At 68.8% G+C, this 23,883-nt stretch carries 27 protein-coding genes; 21 read left to right on the forward strand and 6 right to left on the reverse strand.

Translation table 11 applies throughout. The annotated features are described in order from the left end of the window. Positions 1-163 precede the first annotated feature (163 nt). The 15 genes from ACFV15_RS28015 to ACFV15_RS28085 all read left to right on the forward strand — a co-directional run bounded on the left by ACFV15_RS28015 (position 164) and on the right by ACFV15_RS28085 (position 13,251). A complete protein-coding gene (locus ACFV15_RS28015) occupies positions 164-1,057 on the forward strand; it encodes an Ldh family oxidoreductase (protein ID WP_378353693.1) in 894 nt (297 codons plus the stop codon). Positions 1,058-1,066: 9 nt separating this feature from the next. Continuing rightward, complete coding sequence (locus tag ACFV15_RS28020; RefSeq protein WP_378353694.1) at positions 1,067-1,522, forward strand: hypothetical protein; 456 nt, start codon at positions 1,067-1,069, stop codon at positions 1,520-1,522. Further along, a complete protein-coding gene (locus ACFV15_RS28025; protein ID WP_378353695.1) occupies positions 1,519-1,956 on the forward strand; it encodes a hypothetical protein in 438 nt (145 codons plus the stop codon). The genes ACFV15_RS28020 and ACFV15_RS28025 overlap by 4 nt, the downstream gene beginning before the upstream one ends. Beyond that, the gene (locus ACFV15_RS28030) at positions 1,953-2,282 is read left to right on the forward strand and encodes a hypothetical protein (protein ID WP_378353696.1); all 330 of its coding nucleotides are present in this window, start codon (positions 1,953-1,955) and stop codon (positions 2,280-2,282) included. Before ACFV15_RS28025 ends, ACFV15_RS28030 begins: the two co-directional genes overlap by 4 nt. A gap of 67 nt (positions 2,283-2,349) precedes the next feature. Beyond that, the gene (locus ACFV15_RS28035; RefSeq protein ID WP_378353698.1) at positions 2,350-3,537 is read left to right on the forward strand and encodes an efflux RND transporter periplasmic adaptor subunit; all 1,188 of its coding nucleotides are present in this window, start codon (positions 2,350-2,352) and stop codon (positions 3,535-3,537) included. Next, positions 3,534-4,226 carry an ABC transporter ATP-binding protein gene (locus ACFV15_RS28040; RefSeq protein WP_378353700.1) on the forward strand — a complete coding sequence of 231 codons (693 nt, stop codon included), beginning with the start codon at positions 3,534-3,536 and terminating at the stop codon, positions 4,224-4,226. Before ACFV15_RS28035 ends, ACFV15_RS28040 begins: the two co-directional genes overlap by 4 nt. Then, entirely contained in the window at positions 4,223-5,419 is a 1,197-nt protein-coding gene (locus ACFV15_RS28045; protein ID WP_378353702.1) for an ABC transporter permease, read from the forward strand. Before ACFV15_RS28040 ends, ACFV15_RS28045 begins: the two co-directional genes overlap by 4 nt. Positions 5,420-5,424: 5 nt before the next feature. After that, positions 5,425-5,925, forward strand: a complete 501-nt coding sequence (locus tag ACFV15_RS28050) for a hypothetical protein (RefSeq protein ID WP_378353703.1) — start codon at positions 5,425-5,427, stop codon at positions 5,923-5,925. A 22-nt stretch (positions 5,926-5,947) separates the two neighbouring features. Continuing rightward, positions 5,948-7,252 (forward strand): glutamate-1-semialdehyde 2,1-aminomutase, encoded by a 1,305-nt coding sequence (hemL, locus tag ACFV15_RS28055; RefSeq protein WP_378353705.1) that lies wholly within the window; start codon positions 5,948-5,950, stop codon positions 7,250-7,252. Further along, the gene (locus ACFV15_RS28060) at positions 7,249-7,875 is read left to right on the forward strand and encodes a histidine phosphatase family protein (protein ID WP_378353706.1); all 627 of its coding nucleotides are present in this window, start codon (positions 7,249-7,251) and stop codon (positions 7,873-7,875) included. Before hemL ends, ACFV15_RS28060 begins: the two co-directional genes overlap by 4 nt. Continuing rightward, on the forward strand, positions 7,872-8,438 hold the full coding sequence (locus tag ACFV15_RS28065; protein WP_378353707.1) for a TlpA family protein disulfide reductase: 567 nt from the start codon (positions 7,872-7,874) through the stop codon (positions 8,436-8,438). The genes ACFV15_RS28060 and ACFV15_RS28065 overlap by 4 nt, the downstream gene beginning before the upstream one ends. Positions 8,439-8,593: 155 nt before the next feature. Further along, the gene (locus ACFV15_RS28070) at positions 8,594-9,367 is read left to right on the forward strand and encodes a cytochrome c biogenesis CcdA family protein (protein WP_378353709.1); all 774 of its coding nucleotides are present in this window, start codon (positions 8,594-8,596) and stop codon (positions 9,365-9,367) included. Beyond that, positions 9,364-10,917: a cytochrome c biogenesis protein ResB gene (locus tag ACFV15_RS28075; protein ID WP_378353710.1), complete on the forward strand. Its 1,554-nt coding sequence runs from the start codon at positions 9,364-9,366 to the stop codon at positions 10,915-10,917. Before ACFV15_RS28070 ends, ACFV15_RS28075 begins: the two co-directional genes overlap by 4 nt. A 2-nt stretch (positions 10,918-10,919) precedes the next feature. Beyond that, a complete protein-coding gene (ccsB, locus tag ACFV15_RS28080) occupies positions 10,920-11,891 on the forward strand; it encodes a c-type cytochrome biogenesis protein CcsB (protein ID WP_378353711.1) in 972 nt (323 codons plus the stop codon). 67 nt (positions 11,892-11,958) lie between these two features. Further along, complete coding sequence (locus ACFV15_RS28085; RefSeq protein ID WP_378353713.1) at positions 11,959-13,251, forward strand: AAA family ATPase; 1,293 nt, start codon at positions 11,959-11,961, stop codon at positions 13,249-13,251. Positions 13,252-13,292: 41 nt separating this feature from the next. Here the strand turns inward: ACFV15_RS28085 and ACFV15_RS28090 are convergent, their stop codons facing one another. Then, entirely contained in the window at positions 13,293-13,472 is a 180-nt protein-coding gene (locus tag ACFV15_RS28090) for a hypothetical protein (protein ID WP_091294192.1), read from the reverse strand. 120 nt (positions 13,473-13,592) lie between these two features. After that, a complete protein-coding gene (locus ACFV15_RS28095) occupies positions 13,593-13,805 on the reverse strand; it encodes a BldC family transcriptional regulator (RefSeq protein ID WP_037366226.1) in 213 nt (70 codons plus the stop codon). Between the two features lie 190 nt (positions 13,806-13,995). On the opposite strand from ACFV15_RS28095, the gene ACFV15_RS28100 reads away from it, so the two are divergent. The 3 genes from ACFV15_RS28100 to ACFV15_RS28110 are packed head-to-tail and all read left to right on the forward strand — an operon-like array spanning position 13,996 to position 15,823. Continuing rightward, positions 13,996-14,472, forward strand: a complete 477-nt coding sequence (locus ACFV15_RS28100; protein WP_378353715.1) for an Lrp/AsnC family transcriptional regulator — start codon at positions 13,996-13,998, stop codon at positions 14,470-14,472. Positions 14,473-14,483: 11 nt separating this feature from the next. Then, entirely contained in the window at positions 14,484-14,747 is a 264-nt protein-coding gene (locus ACFV15_RS28105; protein ID WP_378353716.1) for a DUF4229 domain-containing protein, read from the forward strand. Continuing rightward, positions 14,744-15,823: a PLP-dependent cysteine synthase family protein gene (locus ACFV15_RS28110; protein ID WP_378353718.1), complete on the forward strand. Its 1,080-nt coding sequence runs from the start codon at positions 14,744-14,746 to the stop codon at positions 15,821-15,823. Before ACFV15_RS28105 ends, ACFV15_RS28110 begins: the two co-directional genes overlap by 4 nt. Here ACFV15_RS28110 and ACFV15_RS28115 read toward each other — a convergent pair. The 3 genes from ACFV15_RS28115 to ACFV15_RS28125 form a co-directional block, all read right to left on the reverse strand. Beyond that, complete coding sequence (locus ACFV15_RS28115) at positions 15,809-16,681, reverse strand: 1,4-dihydroxy-2-naphthoate polyprenyltransferase (protein WP_378353720.1); 873 nt, start codon at positions 16,679-16,681, stop codon at positions 15,809-15,811. The genes ACFV15_RS28110 and ACFV15_RS28115 overlap by 15 nt on opposite strands. Positions 16,682-16,873: 192 nt before the next feature. Next, positions 16,874-18,025, reverse strand: a complete 1,152-nt coding sequence (menE, locus tag ACFV15_RS28120) for an o-succinylbenzoate--CoA ligase (RefSeq protein WP_378353722.1) — start codon at positions 18,023-18,025, stop codon at positions 16,874-16,876. Positions 18,026-18,032: 7 nt separating this feature from the next. Beyond that, complete coding sequence (locus ACFV15_RS28125; protein WP_378353724.1) at positions 18,033-18,956, reverse strand: 1,4-dihydroxy-2-naphthoyl-CoA synthase; 924 nt, start codon at positions 18,954-18,956, stop codon at positions 18,033-18,035. A 52-nt stretch (positions 18,957-19,008) separates the two neighbouring features. Here ACFV15_RS28125 and menD point away from each other — a divergent pair, with 52 nt between their 5' ends. The 3 genes from menD to ACFV15_RS28140 all read left to right on the forward strand — a co-directional run bounded on the left by menD (position 19,009) and on the right by ACFV15_RS28140 (position 22,890). Next, positions 19,009-20,697, forward strand: coding sequence for a 2-succinyl-5-enolpyruvyl-6-hydroxy-3-cyclohexene-1-carboxylic-acid synthase (gene menD, locus ACFV15_RS28130; RefSeq protein ID WP_378353726.1), 1,689 nt, complete (start codon positions 19,009-19,011; stop codon positions 20,695-20,697). A 121-nt stretch (positions 20,698-20,818) separates the two neighbouring features. Continuing rightward, positions 20,819-22,336 carry a M1 family metallopeptidase gene (locus ACFV15_RS28135; RefSeq protein ID WP_378353728.1) on the forward strand — a complete coding sequence of 506 codons (1,518 nt, stop codon included), beginning with the start codon at positions 20,819-20,821 and terminating at the stop codon, positions 22,334-22,336. A gap of 95 nt (positions 22,337-22,431) precedes the next feature. After that, positions 22,432-22,890 carry a DUF3592 domain-containing protein gene (locus ACFV15_RS28140; protein WP_378353730.1) on the forward strand — a complete coding sequence of 153 codons (459 nt, stop codon included), beginning with the start codon at positions 22,432-22,434 and terminating at the stop codon, positions 22,888-22,890. Here the strand turns inward: ACFV15_RS28140 and ACFV15_RS28145 are convergent. Beyond that, positions 22,856-23,692: an inositol monophosphatase family protein gene (locus ACFV15_RS28145; protein WP_378353731.1), complete on the reverse strand. Its 837-nt coding sequence runs from the start codon at positions 23,690-23,692 to the stop codon at positions 22,856-22,858. The two genes, ACFV15_RS28140 and ACFV15_RS28145, sit on opposite strands and share 35 nt — an antisense overlap. Positions 23,693-23,883 lie beyond the last annotated feature (191 nt).

The following is a 23,883-nucleotide window of genomic DNA, read 5'->3' on the forward strand; positions in this document are numbered from 1 at the left end:
TGGTATGGCCGGTTAGAACCGGCCATACCACTCACGACCCGCGAAAGCCTTGGCAGACTAGGGTTTTCGGGGTTCGTTACCGCCTAATGGCGGAATCACCTCTTCCGGTGGGACGGCCCGGGTTTCGTTGACAGCAACGATAACGATCATCACTCTCGGTTACGTGCCTCTCAGACCTCGAACCAAACCGCAGAGCATTGAAATCCCCGAGCAGGCGCGCACGCGGGTCGATGTCGACACGCTGATCGGCTTCGCCGCTGACGTCTTCGTCGCGTACGGCGTCGGGCCGTTGCAAGCCAGGTGTGCCGCCGAGGCGCTCTGCTACGGCGACCTCGTCGGCCAGCCGGAGCATGGGATCGCCGCACTCTTCCGCACCTACCTGCCGCTGTTCGAGCAGGGACTCATCCACCCCGACCCGGAACCGCTGGTCATCGCCGACCGGGGTGCCGCCGCGCTGATCGACTACCGGCACGGGCTCGGCCTGTGGGCCGTCAGCCACGCCATGGACCGGGCCGTCGCCAGGGCCTCGCGCAACGGGGTCGGGCTCGTCTCGCTGCGCGGGGTGAGCCCGTTCGGGCGGGCCGGTTTTCATGCCGCGCGTGCGCTTTCGCAGGGCATGATCGGGATGGTCATGGCCACCGGCAGCGCCCGCGAAGGCGTCAATCCGCTGGGGGTCGCGGCGCCTGCCGGCGCGTATCCGTCGTTCGTGTTCGACCTCGATTCGACCGCGCAGGCCGGCGGGCTGACCTTGATGGTGGAGGTGTTCGCCGGTCTGTTGTCGGGGGTCGACGACCACGACCACGACACGGGGCTGATGGCGCTGGCCATCGCGCCGACGGCGTTGCGCAGCGCGGACGGGTTCTACCGGGCCGCGAGCGCGTTGTTCGGCAGCGTGCTGGGCTGGGAAAGCGATGTGCCGATCCGGTATCCGGGCTGGCCGGAAGCCGAGCACGCCGAGCAGTGCCGGGCGCTCGGCGTGCCGCTCGACGGGCGGACGCAGCGCGACCTCGCCACGCTGGCCGGTCGGCTCGGGCTCAGGCCGCCGCCGACCAATTAAGCTGCCCGGGTGAGTGAAGAGACCGAGCAGGCCACGCCGACCGAGGTGAAGCTTTCGTTCTGGCTGTGGGTCGCCGCGGCGGTGTTCACGGCCGCGGCGTTCGTGAGCCTGTTCGTGCTCCGGCAGCACTTCATCGACGAGCAGGTGAAGAACAACACCGACCCCAAGGCCACGGTCGACAAGATCGCCAATGGGGCCACGTACTTCCTGCTGGCGATGCTGATCGGGGCGGTCGTCATGGGCTGCCTGTTCGTGCTGTTCGCCTACAAGGCACGCGAGGGCACCCGCTCGGCACGCACCGTGCTGACCGGGCTGCTGATCGCGGACGTGCTCTTCCTGATCCTGTTCAAGCGCACCGGGGCCGCGTTCCTGTTCGGGCCGCTGTTCGGGCTGATCGCGCTGCTGCTGATGTACCTGCCGAAGGTGCAGCCGTACTTCCCGAAGGTCGGCCGTCAGCTGCCATGAGCGACGGAGACCGCTACAGCGAGCAGGGCGTGAGCTGGCTCGCGCTCATCTGGGGACCGGTCTTCGCGATCGTCGGCTATCTGACCGAGCTGATCGGGGGCGGCCCTAGGCATGGGCTGACCTGGATCGGCGTCGGGCTCGGCCTGGCGCTCATCACGTTGCCGTGGGTGTACGCGCGGCGGCGCTATCTGACCGTGCGCGTCACCAGGCTGGAGCTGTGGCAAGGCCGCGAGTCCTTGCCGATCGACCAGATCAAGGAACTCGACGACGTCGGCACACCGGTCGGCGCGCGGGTGCTCGGCGGCGGCTGGACGGTGCCGCGCAAGTACGACGAGTTGCCGATCCGGCTCGACGACGGCACCGTGGTGCTGGCATGGGCCAAGGACGTCGAGGCACTGCGTGACGCGCTCAACGAAGTGAGGGGCTCCTCGTGATCGACCTTCCCCAGCCGACCGGCTCCGACCTCTGGCAGCAGCCGGACGAGCTGGCACCGCTGCACCGGCCGGTGCGCGCGCTCGTCGCGCTCGGCGAAGTCGTCATCGCCGCGGTGCTCATCTGGCTCGGGTTCGTGTGCTGGGGCCACGCGCACACGGACCTGACGGTGATCAGCTCCGACGGCGCCCGCCTGGTGTCCACGCGCTGGTTCGGCAACTGGCTCGCCGGCGCGCTCGGGCTAGGCATTTTGTCCGTGTTGTTGCTGGTTGACGCCGTTCGCCAGCTCTCGCTGTCCATCCGCGCGCGGCACCGCAAGCCCAAGTAACCTTCTCACAGCTGACTCACAGGGAACCCCTAGGAAACCGACAGCGGGTGGGTCGACTGTTGCGCCCGTGAAACGTCGGACTTTGCTTGTCAACGGTGTGCTCGTCGTGCTGCTCGGGGCGGCGGGTTTCGGGATATATCAGGCATTCACCCCGGCCACGACCACCGCGCAGGCGCAGACCCGCAGCTCGCCTGTCCAGCGCGGGACGGTCACCGAGACCGTCTCCGCCGCGGGCACGATCGCGAGCGGGTACAGCGGTTCGGCGAACTTCGGCACCTCCGGCAAGGTCACCTCGATCAGTGTCGCGGTCGGCGACGTGGTCAGCACCGGCCAGAAGCTCGCGACCGTCGACAGCACGACCGCGACCAAACAGCTGCAGGTCGCGAAGGCCAACCTCGCGGTGGCGAACGAGAACCTGAGCAACGCGGACACGTCCAGCGGGCAGAGCACGACCGCCTTGCAGGCCAAGGTCGACCAGGCTCAGCTGGATGTCGAGACCGCGCAGAACGCCGTCAACGCCACGGTGTTGACCTCGCCGGGCTCCGGCACGGTCACCGCGATCAACGGGACCGTCGGGCAGCAGGTCGGCTCGTCGTCTTCCGGCAGCCAGCAGCAGGTGTCTTCGGGACCCGGAAGCAACAATCAGTCGTCGAGCAGCGCTTCGTCGAGCAGCAGCGCGTTCATCACGATCACCGACATGACGAACCTGGTGGTCAACACTTCCGTCGCGGAGATCGACGCCTCGAAGGTCAAGGCCGGGCAGAAGGCGACCGTGACCATCAACGCGCTGCCGAACGCACCCGTACAGGCCACCGTCAGCAAGATCGATCTGACGCCGACGGCCAGCGGCAATGTCGTCGCGTACGGCACCCAGCTCACCCTCGCCAGCCCGCCGGACGGCTTGCGGCCAGGACAGTCCGCGAGCGTCGTGATCACCGTCGCCGAGGCCGATGACGTGCTGAGCGTGCCCGCCGCCGCGGTGACGACGGCCGGGAACGCGAGCACGGTCGTGGTCGAGGACGCCGCGGGGCAGACCTCGGCCAAGACCATCCAGATCGGCGTGCGCGGTGAGTCCACTGTGGAGGTCAAGTCCGGGCTGAACGAGGGTGACCGCGTCGTCGTCACCGCGGCGTCGCCCGGTACCGCGAACACCGGGCGCACCGGCGGTTTCGGTGGCACGGGAGGCTTCGGTGGCAACGGCGGCCAGCGTCCGGCAGGTACCGGTGGCACGGGCGGGACCGGTGGCCGAGGATGAGGCCGGTCATCGCGGTTTCGGGACTGCGTAAGACATATGGCGTCGGTGACACGGCCGTGCACGCGTTACGGGGTGTCGATCTCGCTGTGATGCCTGGCGAGTACGTGGCCATCATGGGCGCGTCCGGCTCTGGCAAGTCGACGCTGCTGAACATGCTCGGCTGCCTCGACGTGCCGACCTCGGGGGAGTACGAACTCGACGGGTTCCCGGTCAGCGAGCTCAACGAGCGCCAGCTTTCCTTGCTGCGCAACAGGAAGATCGGATTCATCTTCCAGTCGTTCAACCTGGTGCCGCGTACTTCCGCCCTGTCCAATGTGGAGCTTCCACTGATCTACGCCGGACTGCGGCGTGCCGCCAGGCGTGAACGCGCGCTGGCCGCGCTGGAGATGGTCGGGTTGACCGATCGCGCGAAGCATCTGCCGAGCGAGCTTTCCGGCGGTCAGCAGCAACGTGTCGCCGTCGCTCGCGCACTCGTCACCGGGCCCGCGATGCTGCTCGCCGACGAGCCGACCGGCAACCTCGACCGGGCCAGCACCGCCGAGGTGCTCGGCGTGTTCGACCGGCTCAACGCCATGGGCCGCACGGTGGTGGTCATCACGCACGAGGACGAGGTCGCCGAGCACGCGCACCGGGTGATCCGGGTCAGCGACGGGGTCATCGTTTCCGACCTGCTGGCAGGCGTCGCGTGAACTTCCTGGAGATCATGCGCTTCGCGGTCCGTGGGCTGACCGCGAACAAGCTGCGCTCGGCGCTGACCACGCTCGGCATCACCATCGGCGTCGCCGCGGTGATCCTGCTGGTCGCGGTCGGCAACGGCGCGTCGGCGTCGATCACGGCCAGCATCCAAGGGCTCGGCACCAACGTCCTCAACGTCTCGCCCGCGCGCGGGCAGGGTTCGGCGGCGCGGCCGTTGACCACGCAGGACGCGCACGCGCTGGTCGACCCGGTCGGCGCGCCGGACGTCAAAGCGGCCTCACCGGTCGTGAGCACGTCCGCGACCGCGACCTTCGGGCAGACGACCTACGACCTGTCTTCGGTCACCGGCACCGAACCGGCCTACTTCACCACGACGAACCGGGTCATCGCCGACGGCGCGTTGTTCACTGCCGAGGACGTGACGGCCGCGCGCAAGGTGGTCGTGCTCGGGCCGACCACGGCCCAGTCGATCTTCGGCAGCGCCGAGCCGGTGGGGCAGCGGGTGCTGCTCAACAGCATCCAGTTCACCGTGATCGGGGTGCTGCAGGCGAAGGGCGCGACCGGGCTGCAGAACGCGGACGACGTCGCCATCGCGCCGCTCACCGCCGTGCAGAACTCGCTCACCGGCTACGGGAACCTGAACCAGATCGCGGTGCAGGCGACCACGGCCGACTCGGTCTCGCTGGCGCAGGCCGAGGTCACCGCGATCCTCACCGCGCGGCACGGCGTCGTCGCCGGGCGCAACGCGGACTTCCAGATCCAGAACTCCGAGCAGCTGCTGGCGACCCGTACTTCGGCGACGGAGACGTTCACCGTGCTGCTGGCCGCGGTGGCCGCGATCTCGCTGCTGGTAGGCGGGATCGGGGTCACCAACATCATGCTGGTCACGGTCACCGAGCGGATCCGCGAGATCGGCATCCGCAAGGCGATCGGGGCGCCGAAGTCGGCGATACTCGGCCAGTTCCTCGCCGAGGCGACCATGCTCAGCCTCTTCGGCGGGCTGCTCGGCGTCGCGATCGGCGTGCTCGGCAGCCGGTTCACCATCGCCGGGATCACACCGGTCGTGGTGCCGTCGTCGATCGTGCTGGCCTTCGCGGTTTCCGCGCTCATCGGGCTGTTCTTCGGTAGTTACCCCGCGAATCGGGCGGCTTCACTGCGGCCGATCGACGCTCTCAGGCACGAGTAGGAGCCATGACCCAACCCACTCCGGAAGAAATCGTCGCCAGCCCGGCCGTCGCCGGTGACCTCGACAAGGAGATGAAGGCGGTGGCCAAGCCGTTCGGCAAGGTCACGCTCATCCTCGGCGGAATACTCGTCATCGCGGTCGCGTTCGGCGGCGGCGCTTGGACGCACTCCGCGCTGGCGGGCTCGTCGACGCCCACGCGGGGCGGCGCGCAGGCGCGGCCCAGCGGCCAGGCGCAGGCACCGGGCGGCCGTCAGGGCGGCTTCGGCCGTGGCGGCACGGCGGGCACCGTCGAACGCGTCGACGGCTCGACCGTCTACGTGAAAACCGCGCAGGGCACGGAAGTCGCGGTGTCCACTTCGGACTCCACGACGGTGAACGTGACCCAGCCCGGCAAGCTGACCGACTTGAAGGCGGGCGTGACCGTGCTCGTCCAAGGCCAGGCGGGTGCGGACGGCAAGGTCACGGCGCAGTCCATTACCCAGCAGCCCGCCCGGGCCGGAGGCTGACCGGGTTTGCGAGACTGGCCGGGTGACTTCTGAGGTCGATCAGTCCAAGGCATGGTTCGAGCGGGCGAAGGCAGCCACGCCCGGCGGGGTCAACTCCCCGGTCAGGGCGTTCAACTCGGTCGGCGGCACGCCCAGGTTCATGGTGCGCGGCCAGGGCCCGTACCTGTGGGACGCCGACGGCACCCGCTACGTCGACCTGGTGTCGTCGTGGGGCCCGATGATCCTGGGCCACGCGCACCCCGACGTCGTCGCGGCCACGCAGGGCGCGGCGAGCTCTGGCCTGTCGTTCGGCACGCCGACCATCGGCGAGGTCGAGCTGGCCGAGGAGCTGATCTCGCGGGTGCGGCCCGTCGAGCGGGTCCGCCTGGTCAACTCGGGCACCGAGGCCACGATGAGCGCGATCAGGCTGGCGCGCGGGTTCACCGGCCGGTCGAAGATCGTCAAGTTCGCGGGCTGTTACCACGGTCACGTCGACGCGCTGCTCGCCGAAGCCGGTTCGGGACTGGCCACGCTCGGCCTGCCGACCTCGCCCGGCGTCACCGGCGCGCAGGCGTCGGACACGATCGTCGTGCCGTACAACGACCTCGCCGCGGTCCGGAAGGCCTTCGCGGACAACAAGGGCGAGATCGCCGCGGTCATCACCGAGGCGGCGGCGGGCAACATGGGCGCCGTCGCGCCGATCGACGGTTTCAACGCGGGCCTGCGTGAGATCACGCGCGAGAACGACGCGCTGCTGATCATGGACGAGGTGATGACCGGCTTCCGCGTGGCACGCGCTGGCTGGTTCGAGATCGACGGTGTCGCCGGCGACCTCTACACGTTCGGCAAGGTCATGTCCGGCGGGCTGCCCGCCGCGGCGTTCGGCGGCCGTGCCGATGTCATGGCGAAGCTCGCGCCGTCCGGGCCGGTTTATCAAGCGGGCACGCTGTCGGGGAACCCTGTCGCTGTCGCGGCAGGGCTTGCCACGCTGCGCGCCGCGGGACCCGAGGTCTACGCGAAGCTGAACGAGAACGCTTCGCGTCTCGGAAACCTCTTCGGCAGCGCGCTGACCGAGGCCGGTGTCACGCACCGAGTGCAGTTCGCTGGCAACCTGGTGAGTGTGTTCTTCACCGAGTCCGAGGTCGTCGACTACGACGGTGCCAAGGCCGCGGAGACCTGGCGTTTCCCGGCGTTCTTCCACGCGCTGCTCGACGCGGGCGTCTACGCGCCCCCGAGCGCTTACGAAGCGTGGTTCGTCAACGCCGCACTGGACGACGAAGGGTTCGAAGTGATCGAAAACGCACTGCCCGCGGCCGCGCGCGCGGCCGCCGCGGCGGTGAAGCCATGACGACCGTCGTCCACATGCTTCGCCACGGCGAGGTGCACAACCCCGAGAAGATCCTCTACGGCCGCCTGCCCGGTTTCCGGCTTTCCGAGCGCGGTCAGCGGCAGGCGCTGACGGTCGCGGAAGCCGTCGCGAGCCACGACATCGTGCACGTCGTCGCGTCCCCGCTGCAGCGCGCGCAGGAGACCGCCGCGCCCATCGCGGGCGCGCACCGGCTCGACGTCGCGACCGACGAGCGGCTGATCGAGGCCGACAACCAGTTCGAGGGCAAGCGGGTCGCGGTCGGCGATGGCGCGCTCCGCCAGCCCCAGCACTGGGGCAAGCTCCGCGACCCGTTCACGCCGTCCTGGGGCGAGCCGTACGTCGAGATCGCGCACCGCATGCTCGGCGCGGTCTACCGTGCGCGCGCCGCGGCCGAGGGCCACGAGGCGTTGTGCGTGTCACACCAGCTGCCGATCTGGACCTTGCGGCGTTTCTTGGAGGCCAAGCGCCTCTGGCACGACCCGCGCAAGCGCCAGTGTTCGCTCGCTTCGTTGACCTCGCTGGTCTTCGAGGGCGAAGAGCTGGTCCGCATCGTCTACAGCGAGCCCGCAGGCACGACCGACCCGAAGGTGACCGGCGCATGAAACGCGTCCTGGTGCTGGTCCTGTTCCTGCTCGCCGGCTGCAGCGGCGGCAAGGACGCGGTCTCCCAGGGCAGCAGCTTCTCGTTCGTCGCGCCCGGCGGCAAGGTCGACATCACCTACCCCGTCGCCGAGCGCCAGGTCGCGCCCGCGTTGTCCGCCGATGACCTGATGAACGAGGGCAAGCAGCTCTCGACCAAGGATTTCGCGGGCAAGGTGGTCGTGCTCAACCTGTGGGGCCAGTGGTGCGGCCCGTGCCGCAGCGAAGCCCCTGAGCTTGAGAAGGCTTACCAAGAGACGAAGGCTTCAGGCGTCCAGCTGCTCGGCATCGACGTGAAGGACCCGGACCGCTCGGCGGCCCAGGACTTCATGCGCGACCGCGGCCTGACGTACCCGTCCCTGTACGACCCGGCCGGGCGCTCGCTGCTGCAGCTCTCCGGTTACCCGCGCAACGTGATCCCGTCGACGATCGTGCTGGACAAGCAGCACCGGGTCGCCGCCGTCTACCTGCGGGAACTCCTGGCCTCGGACATCACGCCCCTGCTGCGTACCCTCGCCGCCGAGTGACCACCTGAAAAAAATCCCAATGCGGCATTGGTCAGGTTTCAGCGCCCCAATGAGGTTTTCGTCAGCTCAGAGCTGACGAAAGCCACATTGGGATTTTTTTCAGGTGAGTGGGACCCGGGCGGTTCACAGGAAGCTCACTCTTTAGGCTGGTCAGGGTGAGCAACCTGACCGAGCTGGCGATGAGCGGACCGCTGCTGCTCGCCGCCGGGGTGGCGCTGCTCGCCGGGGTGGTTTCGTTCGCTTCGCCGTGTGTGGTGCCGCTGGTGCCGGGGTACCTCGCGTACCTCGCCGCGCTGGTCGGGGCCGACGCGCCCGCCGTCAGCGCGGATGAGGAGCGCAAGCGGGGCCGGTACGCCGTGGTCGGCGCGGCCGGGTTGTTCGTGCTCGGGTTCACCGTTGTCTTCGTGGGGACCATGGGGACGCTGGTGTGGCTCGCGGACGCGCTGCTGGTCAACGAGGACGTGCTGCAGCGGGTCGGCGGGGTCGTGACCATTGCCATGGGGCTGGTGTTCCTCGGCTGGATTCCCTGGCTGCAGAAGGAAGTCCGCTCGCACAAGGTGCCGAGGGGCGGGCTGTGGGGCGCGCCCGTGCTGGGCGCTGTTTTCGGGCTCGGGTGGACGCCTTGCCTGGGGCCGACGTTGTCCGGGGTGTTCTCGATCGCCACGGCGACCGGGGGGACGGCGGTGCGCGGGGTCGCGCTCGCGTTGGTCTACTGCGTCGGGCTCGGGTTGCCGTTCCTGCTGATCGCGTTCGGGGCGCGCTGGGCGGTGCGGGCCACCGACTGGGTGCGGCGGCACGGGCGGCATGTGCAGATCTTCGGCGGGGTGCTGTTGCTGATCGTCGGCGTGCTGCTGGTGACCGGGCTGTGGGGCGAGCTGATCGGTGTGCTGAGGAATTCCGTTGTCTCCAACACGAAGTTGCCACTGTGACCACGACTGAAGAGCGGCCTGCCTACTCGGCGCCGAAGCTCGCGTTCCTCCGCAACGCCTGGCGTGGTCTCACGTCGATGCGTACCGCGCTGGTTTTGCTGTTCCTGCTCGCGCTCGCGGCGCTTCCCGGCGCGTTGCTGCCGCAGCGCACGCTCAACGCGCCCAAGACCGATGCGTACATCGCCGCGCACGGCTGGTGGGGTGAGCTGCTCGACCGCGCGCAGTTCTTCGAGGTGTACGGCAGCGTTTGGTTTTCCGCGATCTACCTGCTGCTGATGATCTCGCTCGTCGGCTGCCTGACGCCGCGCAGCTTCGAGTACGTGAAGTCGATGCGCGCGAAGCCGGTGCTCACGCCGCGCAATCTCTCGCGGATGCCGCACTACACGCGGTTCGTCACCGAGCGGACGCCGGACGAGGTGTTCGCCGACAGCCGGAAACGGTTGGGGCGCTGGCGGATCGCGGAACACGGCGACAGCCTGTCCGCCGAAAAAGGCTATCTGCGTGAGACCGGGAACCTGGTCTTCCACTTCGGGATGCTCGGGCTGATCGTGTTCTTCGCGCTGGGCAAGATGTTCGGCTACGAGGGCCAGGTCATCGTGCAGGCCAACGGAACCGACCAGTTCTGCAACTCCGGCATCTACGCCTACGACGCGTTCAACGCCGGCCTGCGCGTCGACGGGACAGACCTGAATCCCTTCTGTGTCAAGGTGAACGACTTCACGGCGAAGTACACCGACATCGGCCAGCCGATCCAGTACACGGCGAACGTGGAGTACCAGACCGAGGACGACCTGAAGACCTGGCGGCCGTACCGCCTCGAGGTCAACTCGCCGCTGCGCACCGGCGGCGAGCGGCTCTACCTGCTCGGCTACGGCTACTCGCCGACGTTCACCGTCACCTACCCCGATGGCACCAGCCGCACGCAGACCATCCAGTGGCGCCCGGTGAACGAGCAGACCAAGCTGTCCGAGGGCGCGACCAAGTTCGACCCGCCCGGCATCACCGATCCGGCCGTGCGCCGCACCAAGCAGCTCGCGATCACCGGCCTGCTCGCGCCGACCGCGTTCCTGCACGGCAACGTGCTCACCTCGGCCAGGCCGGAGCTGGACAAGCCGGCCGTCGCCATCGACGTGCTGCGCGGCGACATCGGCACCGACAACGGCAAGGGCCAGTCGATCTTCGAGGTCGACCAGTCGCTGATCAACGACGGCAGGCTCAAGAAGGTCGCGCGCAAGAACCTCGAGGTCGGCCAGGACGTGGTGCTCGACGACGGCACCAAGATCCGTTTCGACGGCGCCCGTCCGTGGGTCTCGCTGCAGGTCTCGCACGACCCGACGCAGGGTTACGTGCTCGTCTGCGCGATCGCCATGTTGCTCGGTCTCGCGGCGTCTTTGCTGGTCAAGCGGCGACGAGTGTGGGTACGGGCGACACTGGGCGGTGAGGGCGAGACAGGTACCGTGGTCGAGGTCGCCGGGCTCGCCCGCACCGACCAAGCGGGCTATGGCGAGGAGTTCACCCGGATCACCCGGGAATTGGGTAAGGGGTCCTGAGCATGCCGATCAACGAGACGTTGTCCCAGTACAGCGACTGGTCGTACACCACGGCGGCGGCGATCTACGTGCTGTCGCTGGTCTTCTTCCTCATCGAGCAGTCGTTCGGCGCCAAGGGCCGTGCCGCTGCCGAGCGGGCGAAGCAGAAGGTGCTGGTCGGTGCGGGCGGGCCCGCCGTCACCGAGACCCCCGGCGTGATCACGAGCACCCCGCAGACCGGCCGCGCGGAGCGGATCGGCCGGATGGGCGCCTCGCTGCTCGTGCTCGGCGCGCTGCTGCACCTGGCCGCGATCGTGCTGCGCGGGCTCGCGACGCACCGCGCGCCGTGGGGCAACATGTACGAGTACGGCATGGCGACGATGTTCGTCGCGGTCGTCACCTGGCTCGTGGTGATCAAGAAGTTCCCGGTGCGCCACCTCTCGGGGTTCATGCTGCTGCCGGTCGTGATCCTGATGTTCGTCAACGGCACGATGCTGTACACGATCGCCGCGCCGGTCCAGCCGGCGCTGCAGTCGTACTGGCTGGTCATCCACGTCTCCGCGGCCATCCTGTCGTCCGGCGCGTTCCTGGTGCCCGGTGTGGCCAGCGTGCTGTACCTGTTCAAGACCGCGAACGACAAGAACCCGGCCAAGTTCCCCAAGTTCGGGCCGAAGCTGCCCGAGGCCGACGTGCTCGACCGGATCGCCTACCGGACGACCATCCTGGCCTTCCCGGTCTTCACGTTCGGCGTGCTCTGCGGCGCCGTCTGGGCCGAAGCCGCCTGGGGCCGGTTCTGGGGCTGGGACCCGAAGGAGACGGTCGCCTTCATCGCCTGGGTCATCTACGCCGCGTACCTGCACTCGCGGGCGACCGCAGGCTGGCGTGGCACGCGCGCCGCGGTGATCAACGTGATCGGCTTCTCGGCGACCGTGTTCAACCTGTTCTTCGTCAACCTGGTCACGGCGGGCCTGCACTCGTACGCCGGGGTCGGCTGATGATCCACCCCACGCCCGGCTACCGTGCGTGGGTAAGGCGTTCAAGGTAAGCGGGAGGAACACACCGGTGACCGGACCCAGCGAAGAGCCGACCCAGGGGCCCGCCGAACCGGCCGAGCCGACGTCGGCGGAGCAGATGTTCTCCGAGGACCGGACCGATTCAACGCCGCACCCGAACTCCGGCGGCTACCAGGTCAACCCCAGTACCTCAGGCCCGCACCAGGTCAATCCCAGCACGTCGGGACCGCACCAGGTCAACCCGAACGTTTCCGGGCCGTACCAGGTGAACCCCAACGTCTCCGGCCCGTACCCGGTGCCGCAGTACGACCAGAACCTGCCGCCACTGCACCCGCAGGCGCAGCAGCACCAGTACCCGCAGCAGCCCGGCCAGCTGCCGCAGCCGCAGCACGGCAGGCACGCCATGAACGGCGGCGCAGACCTGTCCACCGCGCACCTGGTCAAGCAGGTCAAGCGCCGCCCGCAGTCTGGCTGGCGCAAGGCGGTGTACGTCGGCTCCGGCAAGTTGATCAACCCAGGTGAGAGCCCGGCCGACACGAAGCGTCGCGAGCTGATCGGCCGCGTCAACCAGCCGCTGCGTGGCTGCTACAAGATCGCGATGCTGAGCCTCAAGGGCGGTGTCGGCAAGACCACGACCACCACCACGCTCGGCTCGACGTTCGCCTCACTGCGCGGTGACCGTGTCGTCGCCGTCGACGCGAACCCCGACCGCGGCACGCTGTCGCAGAAGATCCCGATCGAGACCACCGCGACCGTGCGGCACCTGCTGCGCGACGCGGACCGGATCACCCGCTACAGCGACGTCCGCTCGTACACCTCGCAGGGCTCCAGCAGGCTGGAGATCCTGGCCAGCGAGCAGGACCCGGCCGTGTCGGAGGCGTTCTCCGAGGAGGACTACCGGCGCACGGTCAACCTGCTCGAGCACTTCTACAACATCGTGCTCACCGACTGCGGCACCGGCTTGATGCACTCGGCGATGAAGGGCGTGCTCGACGTCGCGGACTCGCTGGTGATCGTCTCGTCCGGTTCGGTGGACGGTGCGCGCAGCGCGTCGGCGACGCTGGACTGGCTCGAGGCGCACGGCTACGGCGAGCTGGTCAAACGCTCGGTCGCGGTCATCAACTCGGTGCGCCCCAAGGGTGGCTCCGTCGACCTGGACAAGCTCTCCGCGCACTTCGGCGCGCGGGTACGGGCGGTGTGCCGCATCCCGTTCGACCCGCACCTCGAAGAGGGCGCGGAGATCGAGCTGGACCGGCTGAACCCGGACACCCGGCTCGGGCTGCTGGAACTGGCTGCCACCGTCGCGGACGGCTTCGCGGGGCCCCAGCAGCAGTATCGCTAGCGAAGACCCGGGGTAAAGCGCGCTTTATCCCGGGCCGGTCCTCACCCTTCGTCGTCCCCGCGCTTGCGCTGCTGCTCACCGAGCTTGCGCAAGAAGTCGGGGTCGTCGTCGGGTGCGATCGTGCGCGGCCTGCTGGCCACGCCGACCCGCTCGGCGCCGAAGGCTCGCCACAACAAGACGGCGACGGTGACAGCACCGATCAACGCGAGCAGGAAGAACACCATTTCGCCCGCTCCCTTCCGTGTACCCCCGAGGTTAACCCAGGAAAGTCACAAAGGGTCGTGAGCCTTGCCGCCAAGTTGACCGGCGGCAACACTCACGACCCTTTGGGCGCTTGATCTTCAGATCTTGCGGGTGGGCTCGCTCGCGTCGGTGGTGAGCTCGGCCAAGAGCTCGTTGACCTCGGACTCACGGAACCTCCGGTGGCCCCCAGGGGTCCGGATGGAGCCGATGCGACCGGCGGTCGCCCACCGGGTCACGGTCTTCGGGTCGACTCGGAACAACGCGGCGACTTCGCCCGGCGTGAGGAGTCGTCCTCCCATGGTCGCGGTCATTTTCCGCCTCCTTAACGACTTCGCTGCTAAACCGGGGGCAACGGGCCGGTCGCCCGCCTCGCCGGGGTGCTAACACGGCAATCGTTGCATCTCACCCGTCAGGTACTCGAACGGTTGTCCAAGAGTAAAGAGCCCTTAAAGGATAAATCGGTCATGTCGTGAGCTTTGACATGGCCCATAGGGTGGGTCGGTGGATTCCCTGGATCGGAAGATCATCGCGGCGCTGCGGGTCAACGGACGAGCGACTTATGCCGACCTCGGCAGATCCGTGGGACTGTCCGCCTCGTCGGTGCACGAGCGGGTCGGGAAGCTCGAGGCGGCGGGCGTCATCACCGGTTATCACGCCGTCGTGAACCCCAGTGCCGTCGGACTCGGTGTCACGGCGCTGGTCGGTATCCAGCCGACCGACACCGCGGAGGACGACGACGTCGCCGAGGCGCTCGGCCAGCTCGACGAGGTGGAAAGCTGCTACGCCGTCGCGGGCGACGAGGCCTTCGTGGTGAAGGTGCGGGTGTCGACCGTCGACGACCTGGAACGCGCGCTCAGCAGGCTGCGCCGGATCGCCGGGGTGGCACGCACGCGCACGACGGTCGTGCTGTCCACCCGGTTCGAGGGCAGGGCGAACAACGCCAGCCTCGACAGCCCGAGCGTCAACAGCGGCGCGTAACCTGCTGGTTCGTGAGCACAGATCACCTGTACCGCGACCTGACTCTGTACATATTCGCCCGGTTCGCGCTGGTCGCCGTCATCGCAGCGCCGCTCGCGCTGGCGAACGTGCCGGTGCTGGTCGCGCTGGTGGTCGGGATCATCGCCGGGCTGCCGCTCGGGATCCTGCTGCTCCGGCCGCTCAACGCGCGGGTGACCGCAGGGCTGGCCAAGCGCAACGAGAAGCGTGCCGCCGAGCGCGCGAAGCTACGCGCGCAGCTGCGTGGTGAGTCATGAGGCTCAACCGCCGCAGCTGGGTCCGTGAGGCCGTCCGGATCATCGAGGCCGACGCCAACCGCAGTGCCGACACGCACCTGCACGTCTTCCCGCTGCCCCCGGACTGGGGCATCGACCTGTACCTCAAGGACGAGTCCGTCCACCCGACCGGCTCGCTCAAGCACAGGCTCGCCCGCTCGCTGCTGCTCTACGGGCTGGTCAACGGCATGATCGGGCCGGAGACCGTGCTCATCGAGGCCTCCAGCGGCTCGACGGCGGTGTCCGAGGCCTACTTCGCGCGGATGCTCGGGCTGCGGTTCGTCACCGTGGTGCCGCGCAAGACCAGCCCCGAGAAGGTCGCGCTCATCGAGTTCTACGGCGGGGAATGTCACTTCGTCGACACCCCGGCCGCGATGTACACCGAGGCCGAGCGGCTCGCGTCGGAGTGCAACGGGCATTACCTCGACCAGTTCACCTACGCCGAGCGTGCGACGGACTGGCGCGGCAACAACAACATCGCCGAGTCGGTCTACGCGCAGATGGTGTCCGAGCGCCACCCGATCCCGACCTGGATCGTCGTAGGCGCCGGCACCGGCGGCACCAGCGCCACCTTCGGCCGGTACGTCCGCTACCGCAGGCACACCACGAAGATCGCCGTCGTCGACCCGGAGAACTCGTCGTTCTACGGCGCGTGGGCGACCGGTGCGCTCGACTACGCGACCGGGATGCCGTCGCGGATCGAAGGCATCGGGCGGCCGCGCTGCGAACCGTCGTTCATCCCGACCGTGATCGACGAGATGATCCAGGTGCCCGACGCCGGGTCCCTGGCGGCCATCAGGCTGCTGCGGCAGCGCACCGGGCACTGGGCGGGTGGGTCGACGGGCACGAACCTCTACGGCGCCTTCCAGCTCATCTCACGCATGCTCGACGAGGGCCAGGCCGGCAGTGTCGTCACGCTCCTGTGCGACGGCGGCGAGCGGTACGCCAACACGTACTACAGCGACGAGTGGCTGGCCGAGCAGAACCTCGACATCGCGCCCTACCAGGCGAAGTTCGAGAAGTTCCTGACAAGCGGGACGTTCTCAGCCGACGAATAAGCCGATGGTCGTCAGGATCGCCCATGCGAGCATGGCGAACCCGGTGTCACGCAGCGCCGGGATCAGCGCGCGGCCCTTCGCGTCCGACCGGATGGCCTGGACGGACTTGATCAACAGCGGCGCGCTGAGCAGTGCCAGCAGCGTCACCGGGTACGAGAACCACAGCGCCACGGTCATCACGTACGGGATGGCCACCAGCGTCAGGTAAAGGCGGCGGGTGCCCTGGTCGCCGAGGCGGGTGGCCAGCGTGCGCTTGCCAGCCTCGATGTCGGTGGGGATGTCGCGCAGGTTGTTGGCCGTCAGCACGCCGGTCGAGAAGCAGCCGACCGCCACCGCGCAGGCGAGCGAGGCCCAGCTGAGCTGCTCGGACTGGACGTAGACCGTGCCGAGCACACCGGCCAGCCCGAAGAAGACGAACACGGCGATCTCGCCGAAGCCGTAGTACCCGTACGGCTTCTTGCCGCCGGTGTAGAACCAGGCTCCGAGGATGCTGGCGCCGCCGATGACCAGCAGGAGCCAGCGGCCGGTCAGCACGACCGTGAGCAGGCCGAGCACGCCGGAGAGCGCGAGCGACCCGAGCGCGGCGGCCAGCACCGCCTTGGGCTTGGCCTTGCCGGAACCGACCAGGCGCAGCGGCCCGACGCGGTTGTCATCGGTGCCGCGGACGCCGTCGGAGTAGTCGTTGGCGTAGTTGACGCCGATGATCAGCGCGAGCGCGACGAACAGCGCGAGCAGCGAGCGCCACCAGGAGAACGCGTCCAATGCCGCGGCGGCGCCGACTCCGGCGACCACGGGGGCCACGGCGTTCGGCAACGTCCGTGGGCGCGCCCCTTCGATCCACTCACTCACTGTCGCCATGGCGACATTCTTGCAAGATCAGCCGATGGGCTAGGCGGTGGTCTCCGAGTTCACGGACCAGGTGAGCGTGCCACTGCCCGGCAGCGCCGGTGGCGTGACGATGAGGAAGCTGAGCGCGGCTACGGCGGCGACGATTCGGGTGCGCATCACCCGAGTGGAGTCCGATCTTGGTTAATTGTCAACCAAATGCCGTCATTTTCCCGACGATAGTAGTGACCGGAGCACGGCCGCCCTGTCGATCTTGCCCGGACCACGCAGCGGCAGCTTGTCGACGAACTCGAAGCGCTTGGGAACGGCCGCCGGGCCGACCGACTTGCGCACGGCGGCGCGCAGCCACTCGATCGACGGTTCGCCGTCGGCCACGATGACCGCGACCACGGTCTCGCCCCAGCGGTGGTGCGGGACGCCGACCACACAGGCGTCGCGGACGCCGAACTGGCTCATCAGCACGCGCTCGACGGCGGTCGCGGGAACTTTGACGCCGCCGGTGTTGATCATGTCGTCGACCCGGCCGAGCACTTCGAGCTGACCGTTCTCGTCGAGCCTGCCCCGGTCGGAGGTCTCGAACCAGCCATCGGCGAAGCACTCGGCGGTCAGCTCGGGCTGCAGGCGGTAGCCGTGCGCGAGCACGTCGCCCGCGATGCGGATGCGGTTGCCTTCCCCGAGCTCGAACTGGACGCAGTCGAGCGGGCGGCCGTCGTAGAAGCAGCCGCTCGCGGTCTCGCTCATGCCGTAGGCGCCGATCACGCGAACCCCCGCGCGCTCTGCTCGCTTGCGCACTTCGGGATGCAGGGGAGCGCCGCCGATGATGATCGTGTCGAAGGTCTTGAGCGCCTCCAGGTCGGGGCCGCCCTTGTCGAGCACGTCGATCAGCTGGGTGGGCACGAGCGCGGTGTAGAACTCGTCGTCGCCCGCGATCGCATAGGCCTTGTCGGCCGCCGACTCGAAGTCGCCGCCGTGGAGGATCGGCTCGATGCCCGCGACGATGGACCGGGTGATGACCTGGAGGCCGCCGATGTAGTGGGGCGGGGTGGCCAGCACCCAGGGACCGGGCGGGCCGATCGCCTCGTACGTCGCGTTGGCGGAGGCCAGCAGGGCCTCGGCCGAGAGCAGGACGCCTTTGGGGGAGCCCGTCGAGCCGGAGGTGGCGATGATCACGGCCGTGTCCGGCTCCACGGGCACGTCGGGCGCCATCGCGTCGCGCAGGTCCTTGGCGGCCGGATCCTTCGCGTTGAGCGGGAGGATCGGCTGACCACCTGCCAGCGCGTCCTTGAGGGCGCCCGTGAGCTCACGGACGCCCTCAAGGCTGCCGTCCAGCCAGATCTCGCGGAATTTCCGGGTCACGTTCGGCTCAGTAGTAGTACGGGTAGTCGGACCAGTCGGGGTCGCGCTTCTGCAGGAAGGAGTCGCGGCCTTCGACGGCTTCGTCGGTCATGTACGCGAGGCGGGTGGTCTCGCCCGCGAACAACTGCTGGCCGACGAGACCGTCGTCGATCAGGTTGAACGCGTACTTGAGCATGCGGTTCGCCGTCGGGGACTTGCCGTTGATCTCCCAGGCCCAGTCGAGCGCGGTGGCTTCGAGCTCGGCGTGGGGGATGGTCGCGTTCACGGCGCCCATCGTCTCCATCTGGGCCGCGGTGTAGGTGCGGCCGAGGAAGAAGATCTCGCGGGCGAACTTCTGGCCGACCTGGCGTGCCAGATACGCCGAGCCGTAGCCGCCGTCGAACGAGCCGACGTCCGCGTCGGTCTGCTTGAAGCGGGCGTGCTCCTCGGAGGCGAGGGTGAGGTCGCACACCACGTGAAGCGAGTGCCCGCCGCCGGCGGCCCAGCCTGGGACCACCGCTATCACCACTTTCGGCATGAAGCGGATCAGGCGCTGGACCTCGAGGATGTGCAGGCGGCCCGCCCGCGCGGGGTCGACCGTGTCGGAGGTCTCGCCGTCCGCGTACTGATAGCCGGACCTTCCGCGAATACGCTGGTCACCACCGGAGCAAAACGCCCAGCCGCCGTCTTTGGCGGAGGGACCGTTGCCGGTGAGCAGGACACACCCGACGTCCGAGCTCATCCGCGCGTGGTCGAGCGCGCGGTACAGCTCGTCCACGGTGTGCGGACGGAAGGCGTTGCGGACCTCCGGACGGTCGAACGCGATGCGCACGACCCGCTTGCCTGAGCGAACCTCAGCGGAGCGGTGATACGTGATGTCGGTGAAGTCGAAACCCTCGATCGGGGTCCACAAGGCCGGGTCGAACAGCTCGGAAACCTGGGCGTCATCCACGTTTGGGAGAATAGGTGGCCATGAGTACTGACGAGACACCAGGAGACTGCCGGTGAATCCTTCCACCGCGCAGGCCAGGGTCATCGTCGATGAACTGGTGCGCAACACGGTGTCCCACGTGGTGCTCTGCCCTGGATCCCGTAACGCGCCACTTTCGATCGCGCTCTACGACGCGGCAGCCTCCGGCCGTGTGCAGGTCCACGTGCGAATCGACGAGCGCAGCGCCGGGTTCCTCGCGCTCGGCATCGCCGCACGGACCGGCCGCCCGGTCGCGCTGCTGTGCACCTCCGGCACCGCCGCCGCCAATTTTCACCCGGCCGTGCTCGAAGCCGACCGCGCCGGTGTCCCGCTGATCGTGCTGACCGCCGACCGCCCGCCCGAGCTGCGCTCCGCCGGTGCCAGCCAGGTGATCAACCAGGCGCGGCTCTACGGCGACGCGGTCCGCTACTTCGACGAGCTCGCCGTCGCCGAGCGGCGTGCCGGTCAGAACTCGTACTGGCGCAGCCAGATCTGCCGGGCCTGGAACGCCGCGTACGGCGAGTGGCGCAGTGGGCCCGTGCACCTGAACATCCCCTTCCGTGAGCCGCTCGTCCCGGATTTCGACTCGGATGGCGCCGTCGCGCTCGAGTGGTACGAATCACTCGAAGGCCGCCCCGGCGGTGCGAGATGGACCGAGCTGCCCGACTTCGGCGCGCTGCCGTCCTTCGTGGTGCCGTCCGCCAGGTGCGGGCTGGTCATCGCGTGCGACACCGGCGTGCAGGCGGCCAGCGAATGGGCCGAGCAGCACGGCTGGCCGGTGGTCTCGGAGACCGGCGGCATCGGGCTGGCGGGCGCGACCGCGATCTCGTCGGGCGCCTGGCTGCTGGGCGTCGAGGAGTTCATCCGCGAGCACAAACCGGAGCAGGTGCTCTGCCTCGGCCGCCCGACGGTGTTCCGGCAGGTCCAAGCCGTGTTGTCCGACCCGGACGTCGAGGTGCTGCTGGTCCGTCCCGACTCCGACTGGCCTGCGCCCGCGCACAACGTCCGCCAGGTCGGGCAGTGGTTCGCCGAGCCGACCAAGCCCGCCGACCCGGAATGGCTCGCGCACTGGCAGCGCGCCGACGCCGCCGCGCACGACGCCGTCACCGAGGCACTGGCGGGCGAACCGTGGCCGAGCGGCCTGCGGCTCGCGGCCGAACTCGTCGACGCGCTGCCGCCCGACTCGCTGCTGGTGGTCGGCTCGTCCAACCCGACCCGCGACATCGCGCTCGCCGGGCGGCTGCGCCCCGACGTGCTCGTGCACCGCAACCGCGGCGTCGCGGGCATCGACGGGACGGTGTCGACCGCGATCGGCGCCGCGACCGTCCACCGCGGCCACTCGTACGCGCTGATCGGCGACCTGACGTTCCTGCACGACACGAACGGCTTGCTCACCGGGCCTGCCGAGCAGCGGCCCGACCTGACGATCGTGGTGCTCAACGACGACGGCGGCGGCATCTTCTCGCTGCTCGAACAGGGCGCACCCGAGCACAGCGCCAGCTTCGAGCGGGTGTTCGGCACGCCGCACGGCGCGGATCTCGGCGCGCTGTGCGCCGGGTATCACGTGCCGCACATCGTGGCCGAGACGCTGACCGAATTCCGTGCCGCGCTGCGCCCGGAGCCGGGCCTGCGGGTGGTCGAAGTGCGGGTCGACCGCACCAGGCACCGCGACCTGCACGCCCGCGTCCGCGCGGCGGTGAAGTCGGCCGTCGCCGGTTCTTGAACCACTGTCAAAAGGTTTTTCGTTATATTCCCACGTGGCAAGACCCACCTTTTGGCTGTTTCTCGACCATGAATCCCCCGATACGTTCAGCGCGCTCATCGGACTTCGGGAGGAATTGGTCATGCGGAAGAGAACACGTGCCGGTTTGGGTGCGGTGGCCGGTGGTGTCGCGGTCGCCCTATTCGCATCCGCGGCCGGTGCGGCGCCGGGACCTGGTGCGCCGGGTGTCGGCGACCCCTACTACCCGGGTGCGGGCAACGGCGGCTACGACGTGGCGCATTACGACATCCGGCTCACCTATCAGCCGTCGACCGATCTGCTCAACGGCACCACGACGATTATCGCGACGACCACGCAGGAATTGTCCAGTTTCAACCTCGATTTCGGACTCAAGGTCAAATCGGTCCGGGTGAACAATGTGCCGGCGCAGTTCACGAATGACACGGCCGACGGCGAACTGATCGTCAAGCCCGCGAAGCCGCTCGCCAAGGGCCAGCCCATCACGGTCGCCGTCGCCTACGCCGACACGCCGTCCAAGGTGGTCATCGACGGCATCGCCAACGGCTGGAAGAAGACCCCGACCGGCGCGCTCGCCGTCGACGAGCCGCAGAGCGCGGCGTGGTGGTACCCGTCGAACGACCACCCGACCGACAAGGCGACCTTCGACGTCTCGGTCGAGGTGCCGAACGACGTCGTCGCGCTGTCGAACGGCTCGCTCGTGCGCACCGAGCGCAACCGCGCCGGGTGGACCCGCTGGTACTGGCGCAGCACTCAGCCGCAGGCGACCTACCTGACCTCGCTGGAGGTCGGCAAGTACGACGTCAACCTGCAGACCACGCCCGACGGCAAGCCGTTCATCACCGGCTACGGCAACGACCTCGGCGACTCGCTCGACGCGGCCAAGGCCAGCGTGGAGCGCACCCCGGAGATCAACGAGTTCCTGGCGAGCAAGTTCGGGCCTTACCCGTTCGAAGCCCAGGGCGGGGTCGTCACCACCGGGATCAACTTCTCGCTGGAGAACCAGACCCGACCGGTCTACGGCGCGCGCAACTTCCTCAAGGGCGCGAACACGTCGCTCGTCGCGCACGAGAACGCGCACATGTGGTTCGGCGATTCGGTCGCGCTCGGCAAGTGGAGCGACATCTGGCTGAACGAGGGCTTCGCCTCGTACGCCCAGTTCCTGTGGTCAGAGGAGCAGGGCGAGGGCACGGCCGACGAGCTGGCGCAGTTCACCTACGACTCGATCCCGGCCGACGACCCGTTCTGGACGGTGCTGCCCGCCAATCCCGGCGCGGACAAGCAGTTCGACGACGCCGTCTACGACCGCGGCGCGCTCGCGCTGCACGCGCTCCGCAAGACCGTCGGCGACGCGTCCTTCTTCAAGATCCTCCAGACCTGGACGACCGTGAAGAAGGGGAAGACCGCGGTGATCCCGGAGTTCGTGGCGCTGGTCGAGAAGGTTTCGGGCAAGCCGCTGTACGACCTGTTCCAGACCTGGCTGTACACCCCGGCCAAGCCGGCCGTCGGCCCGAACGGCCAGTCCGTGGCGGTCGCGGCGCGGGCCGCGGTGCGCGAGCCGAAGTCGTACCAGCAGATCCACGAGACCCACCGCCTGCTGGCCGAGGAGCACCAGCACTGAGGTGCGCCGTCCCGGCATGGTGCGTGCGCCATGCCGGGACGGGCTCTGACCTATGCCGGACTAGTTCAAGCTAGGTCGCTGGGTACGCTCGCGGCGTGACTGCGAAAGGCGAGCGGGCTAGGCGCATCGGGTGGCGTGCCACCCTCGGTGTCGCTTCACTGCTCACCCTGATGTGCCTCGCACTGCTGTTCGCCGCGATCCGCAACGACAACGCCATCGAAGGCCAGCTCGGCCAGGCCGACGCGACCGTCGAGTCCGTCGCCTTCGACCGCACGATCATCCGCTACTCGACGCCGGACGGCATCGTCCACAGCCCGGCCAACGGCGTGCTCTACCCGAGCGGCCTCGCCGCGGGCGCCCTCGTCCGCATCGAGTACGACGCGAGCGACCCCGAACTCACCAGGGTCGCGGGTCGCACGTTCACCACGACACTGGTGCCGCTGGGCATCACCATCTTGATCACCTGGCTGGTCACGACGCCGGCACTGTGGTGGATCCGGCGTCAGAACAAGCGCCAGGTCACAGCAGCGCAGCCGTCTCCTGCCACCAGCTGAGCACCTCATCGGCCACACTCGGCGCGGCCACCAGCACCCCGTCCGCCGGTAACGCGGTGTCCTCGCCATGCCGGTCCAGCACGACGGCCCCGGCCTCGATCGCCAGCGCGACGGAACCGGCGACATCCCATTCGCTGTAGCTGTGCAGCACGGCGGCGGTCGCGTGCCCCAGCGCGACCTGCGCGATCGAAAGCGCGGCCGACCCCAGCACCCGCACCCCCGCGTGAGCGGCCGCGGCCCGCTGGATGAACTCACCCATCCCCGGCCATGGCCCGGTCCTGGTCAGCTCGGTGCACACGATCGCGCCCGCCGGACTCGGCCGGTCCATGAGCTTGATCGGCTTCCCGTTCGCCCGCGCTCCACGTCCACGCGCCGCCGCGTAGATCTGCGCCCGGTACGGATCGGCCACCACGCCGACAACCGGCCCCGAAGCGTCGATCAACGCGAGGCTGTACGCACACCACGGAACCCCGGCCACGTAGTTGGCGGTCCCGTCGACCGGGTCGACCACCCACCGGTATTCGGCGATATCGGCGCCATGGTCGGCCCCGAACTCCTCACCGACCACCGGGATCCCGGGGAATTCGGCGGCCAGCACCCGCCGGGTGTGCCGTTCGAGAATGCGATCGGTATCGGTGACCCAGTCGAACGGTGAGTCCTTGGTGTCGGGGTGTGCGCCGCGCCCTGCGGTCGCCGTGATGACATCGGTGGCGTCGTTGGCCAGTCGTCCGGCGACCTCGAGCGCCCTCGACAGCAGCCCTGGTTCGACGGGCTGCGGGGGCCTGGAGGACAAGAGGGTCATGCTTCTTTAGTGTGGGCTGCCCTGGTTTCCGGGACACGACCTTGAGATGACATGTGGTGGGCTGTCTGTGGTTTTCCACCCCGGCCTCGGGTATTGGTGAACCGCCCCGGGTTTGATGGAGGCTCCATCGTGTGAGTGAGGATGGAGTTATGGCCCGGTCTTCGAGGCACCCGCGTGAGGTGCGTGAGCGC

The sequence above is a fragment of the Amycolatopsis sp. NPDC059657 genome (genome assembly GCF_042734395.1).
Classification (GTDB): domain Bacteria; phylum Actinomycetota; class Actinomycetes; order Mycobacteriales; family Pseudonocardiaceae; genus Amycolatopsis.

Bases quoted from the DNA above. Each gene is read 5' to 3' on its own strand.
- ACFV15_RS28025 (WP_378353695.1), top strand. From the start codon at position 1,519: ATGAGCGACGGAGACCGCTACAGCGAGCAGGGCGTGAGCTGGCTCGCG.
- ACFV15_RS28040 (WP_378353700.1), top strand. From the start codon at position 3,534: ATGAGGCCGGTCATCGCGGTTTCGGGACTGCGTAAGACATATGGCGTC.
- ACFV15_RS28050 (WP_378353703.1), top strand. From the start codon at position 5,425: ATGACCCAACCCACTCCGGAAGAAATCGTCGCCAGCCCGGCCGTCGCC.
- ACFV15_RS28060 (WP_378353706.1), top strand. From the start codon at position 7,249: ATGACGACCGTCGTCCACATGCTTCGCCACGGCGAGGTGCACAACCCC.
- ACFV15_RS28065 (WP_378353707.1), top strand. From the start codon at position 7,872: ATGAAACGCGTCCTGGTGCTGGTCCTGTTCCTGCTCGCCGGCTGCAGC.
- ccsB (WP_378353711.1), top strand. From the start codon at position 10,920: ATGCCGATCAACGAGACGTTGTCCCAGTACAGCGACTGGTCGTACACC.
- ACFV15_RS28095 (WP_037366226.1), bottom strand. From the start codon at position 13,805: ATGACCGCGACCATGGGAGGACGACTCCTCACGCCGGGCGAAGTCGCC.
- ACFV15_RS28110 (WP_378353718.1), top strand. From the start codon at position 14,744: ATGAGGCTCAACCGCCGCAGCTGGGTCCGTGAGGCCGTCCGGATCATC.
- ACFV15_RS28115 (WP_378353720.1), bottom strand. From the start codon at position 16,681: ATGGCGACAGTGAGTGAGTGGATCGAAGGGGCGCGCCCACGGACGTTG.
- ACFV15_RS28135 (WP_378353728.1), top strand. From the start codon at position 20,819: ATGCGGAAGAGAACACGTGCCGGTTTGGGTGCGGTGGCCGGTGGTGTC.
- ACFV15_RS28145 (WP_378353731.1), bottom strand. From the start codon at position 23,692: ATGACCCTCTTGTCCTCCAGGCCCCCGCAGCCCGTCGAACCAGGGCTG.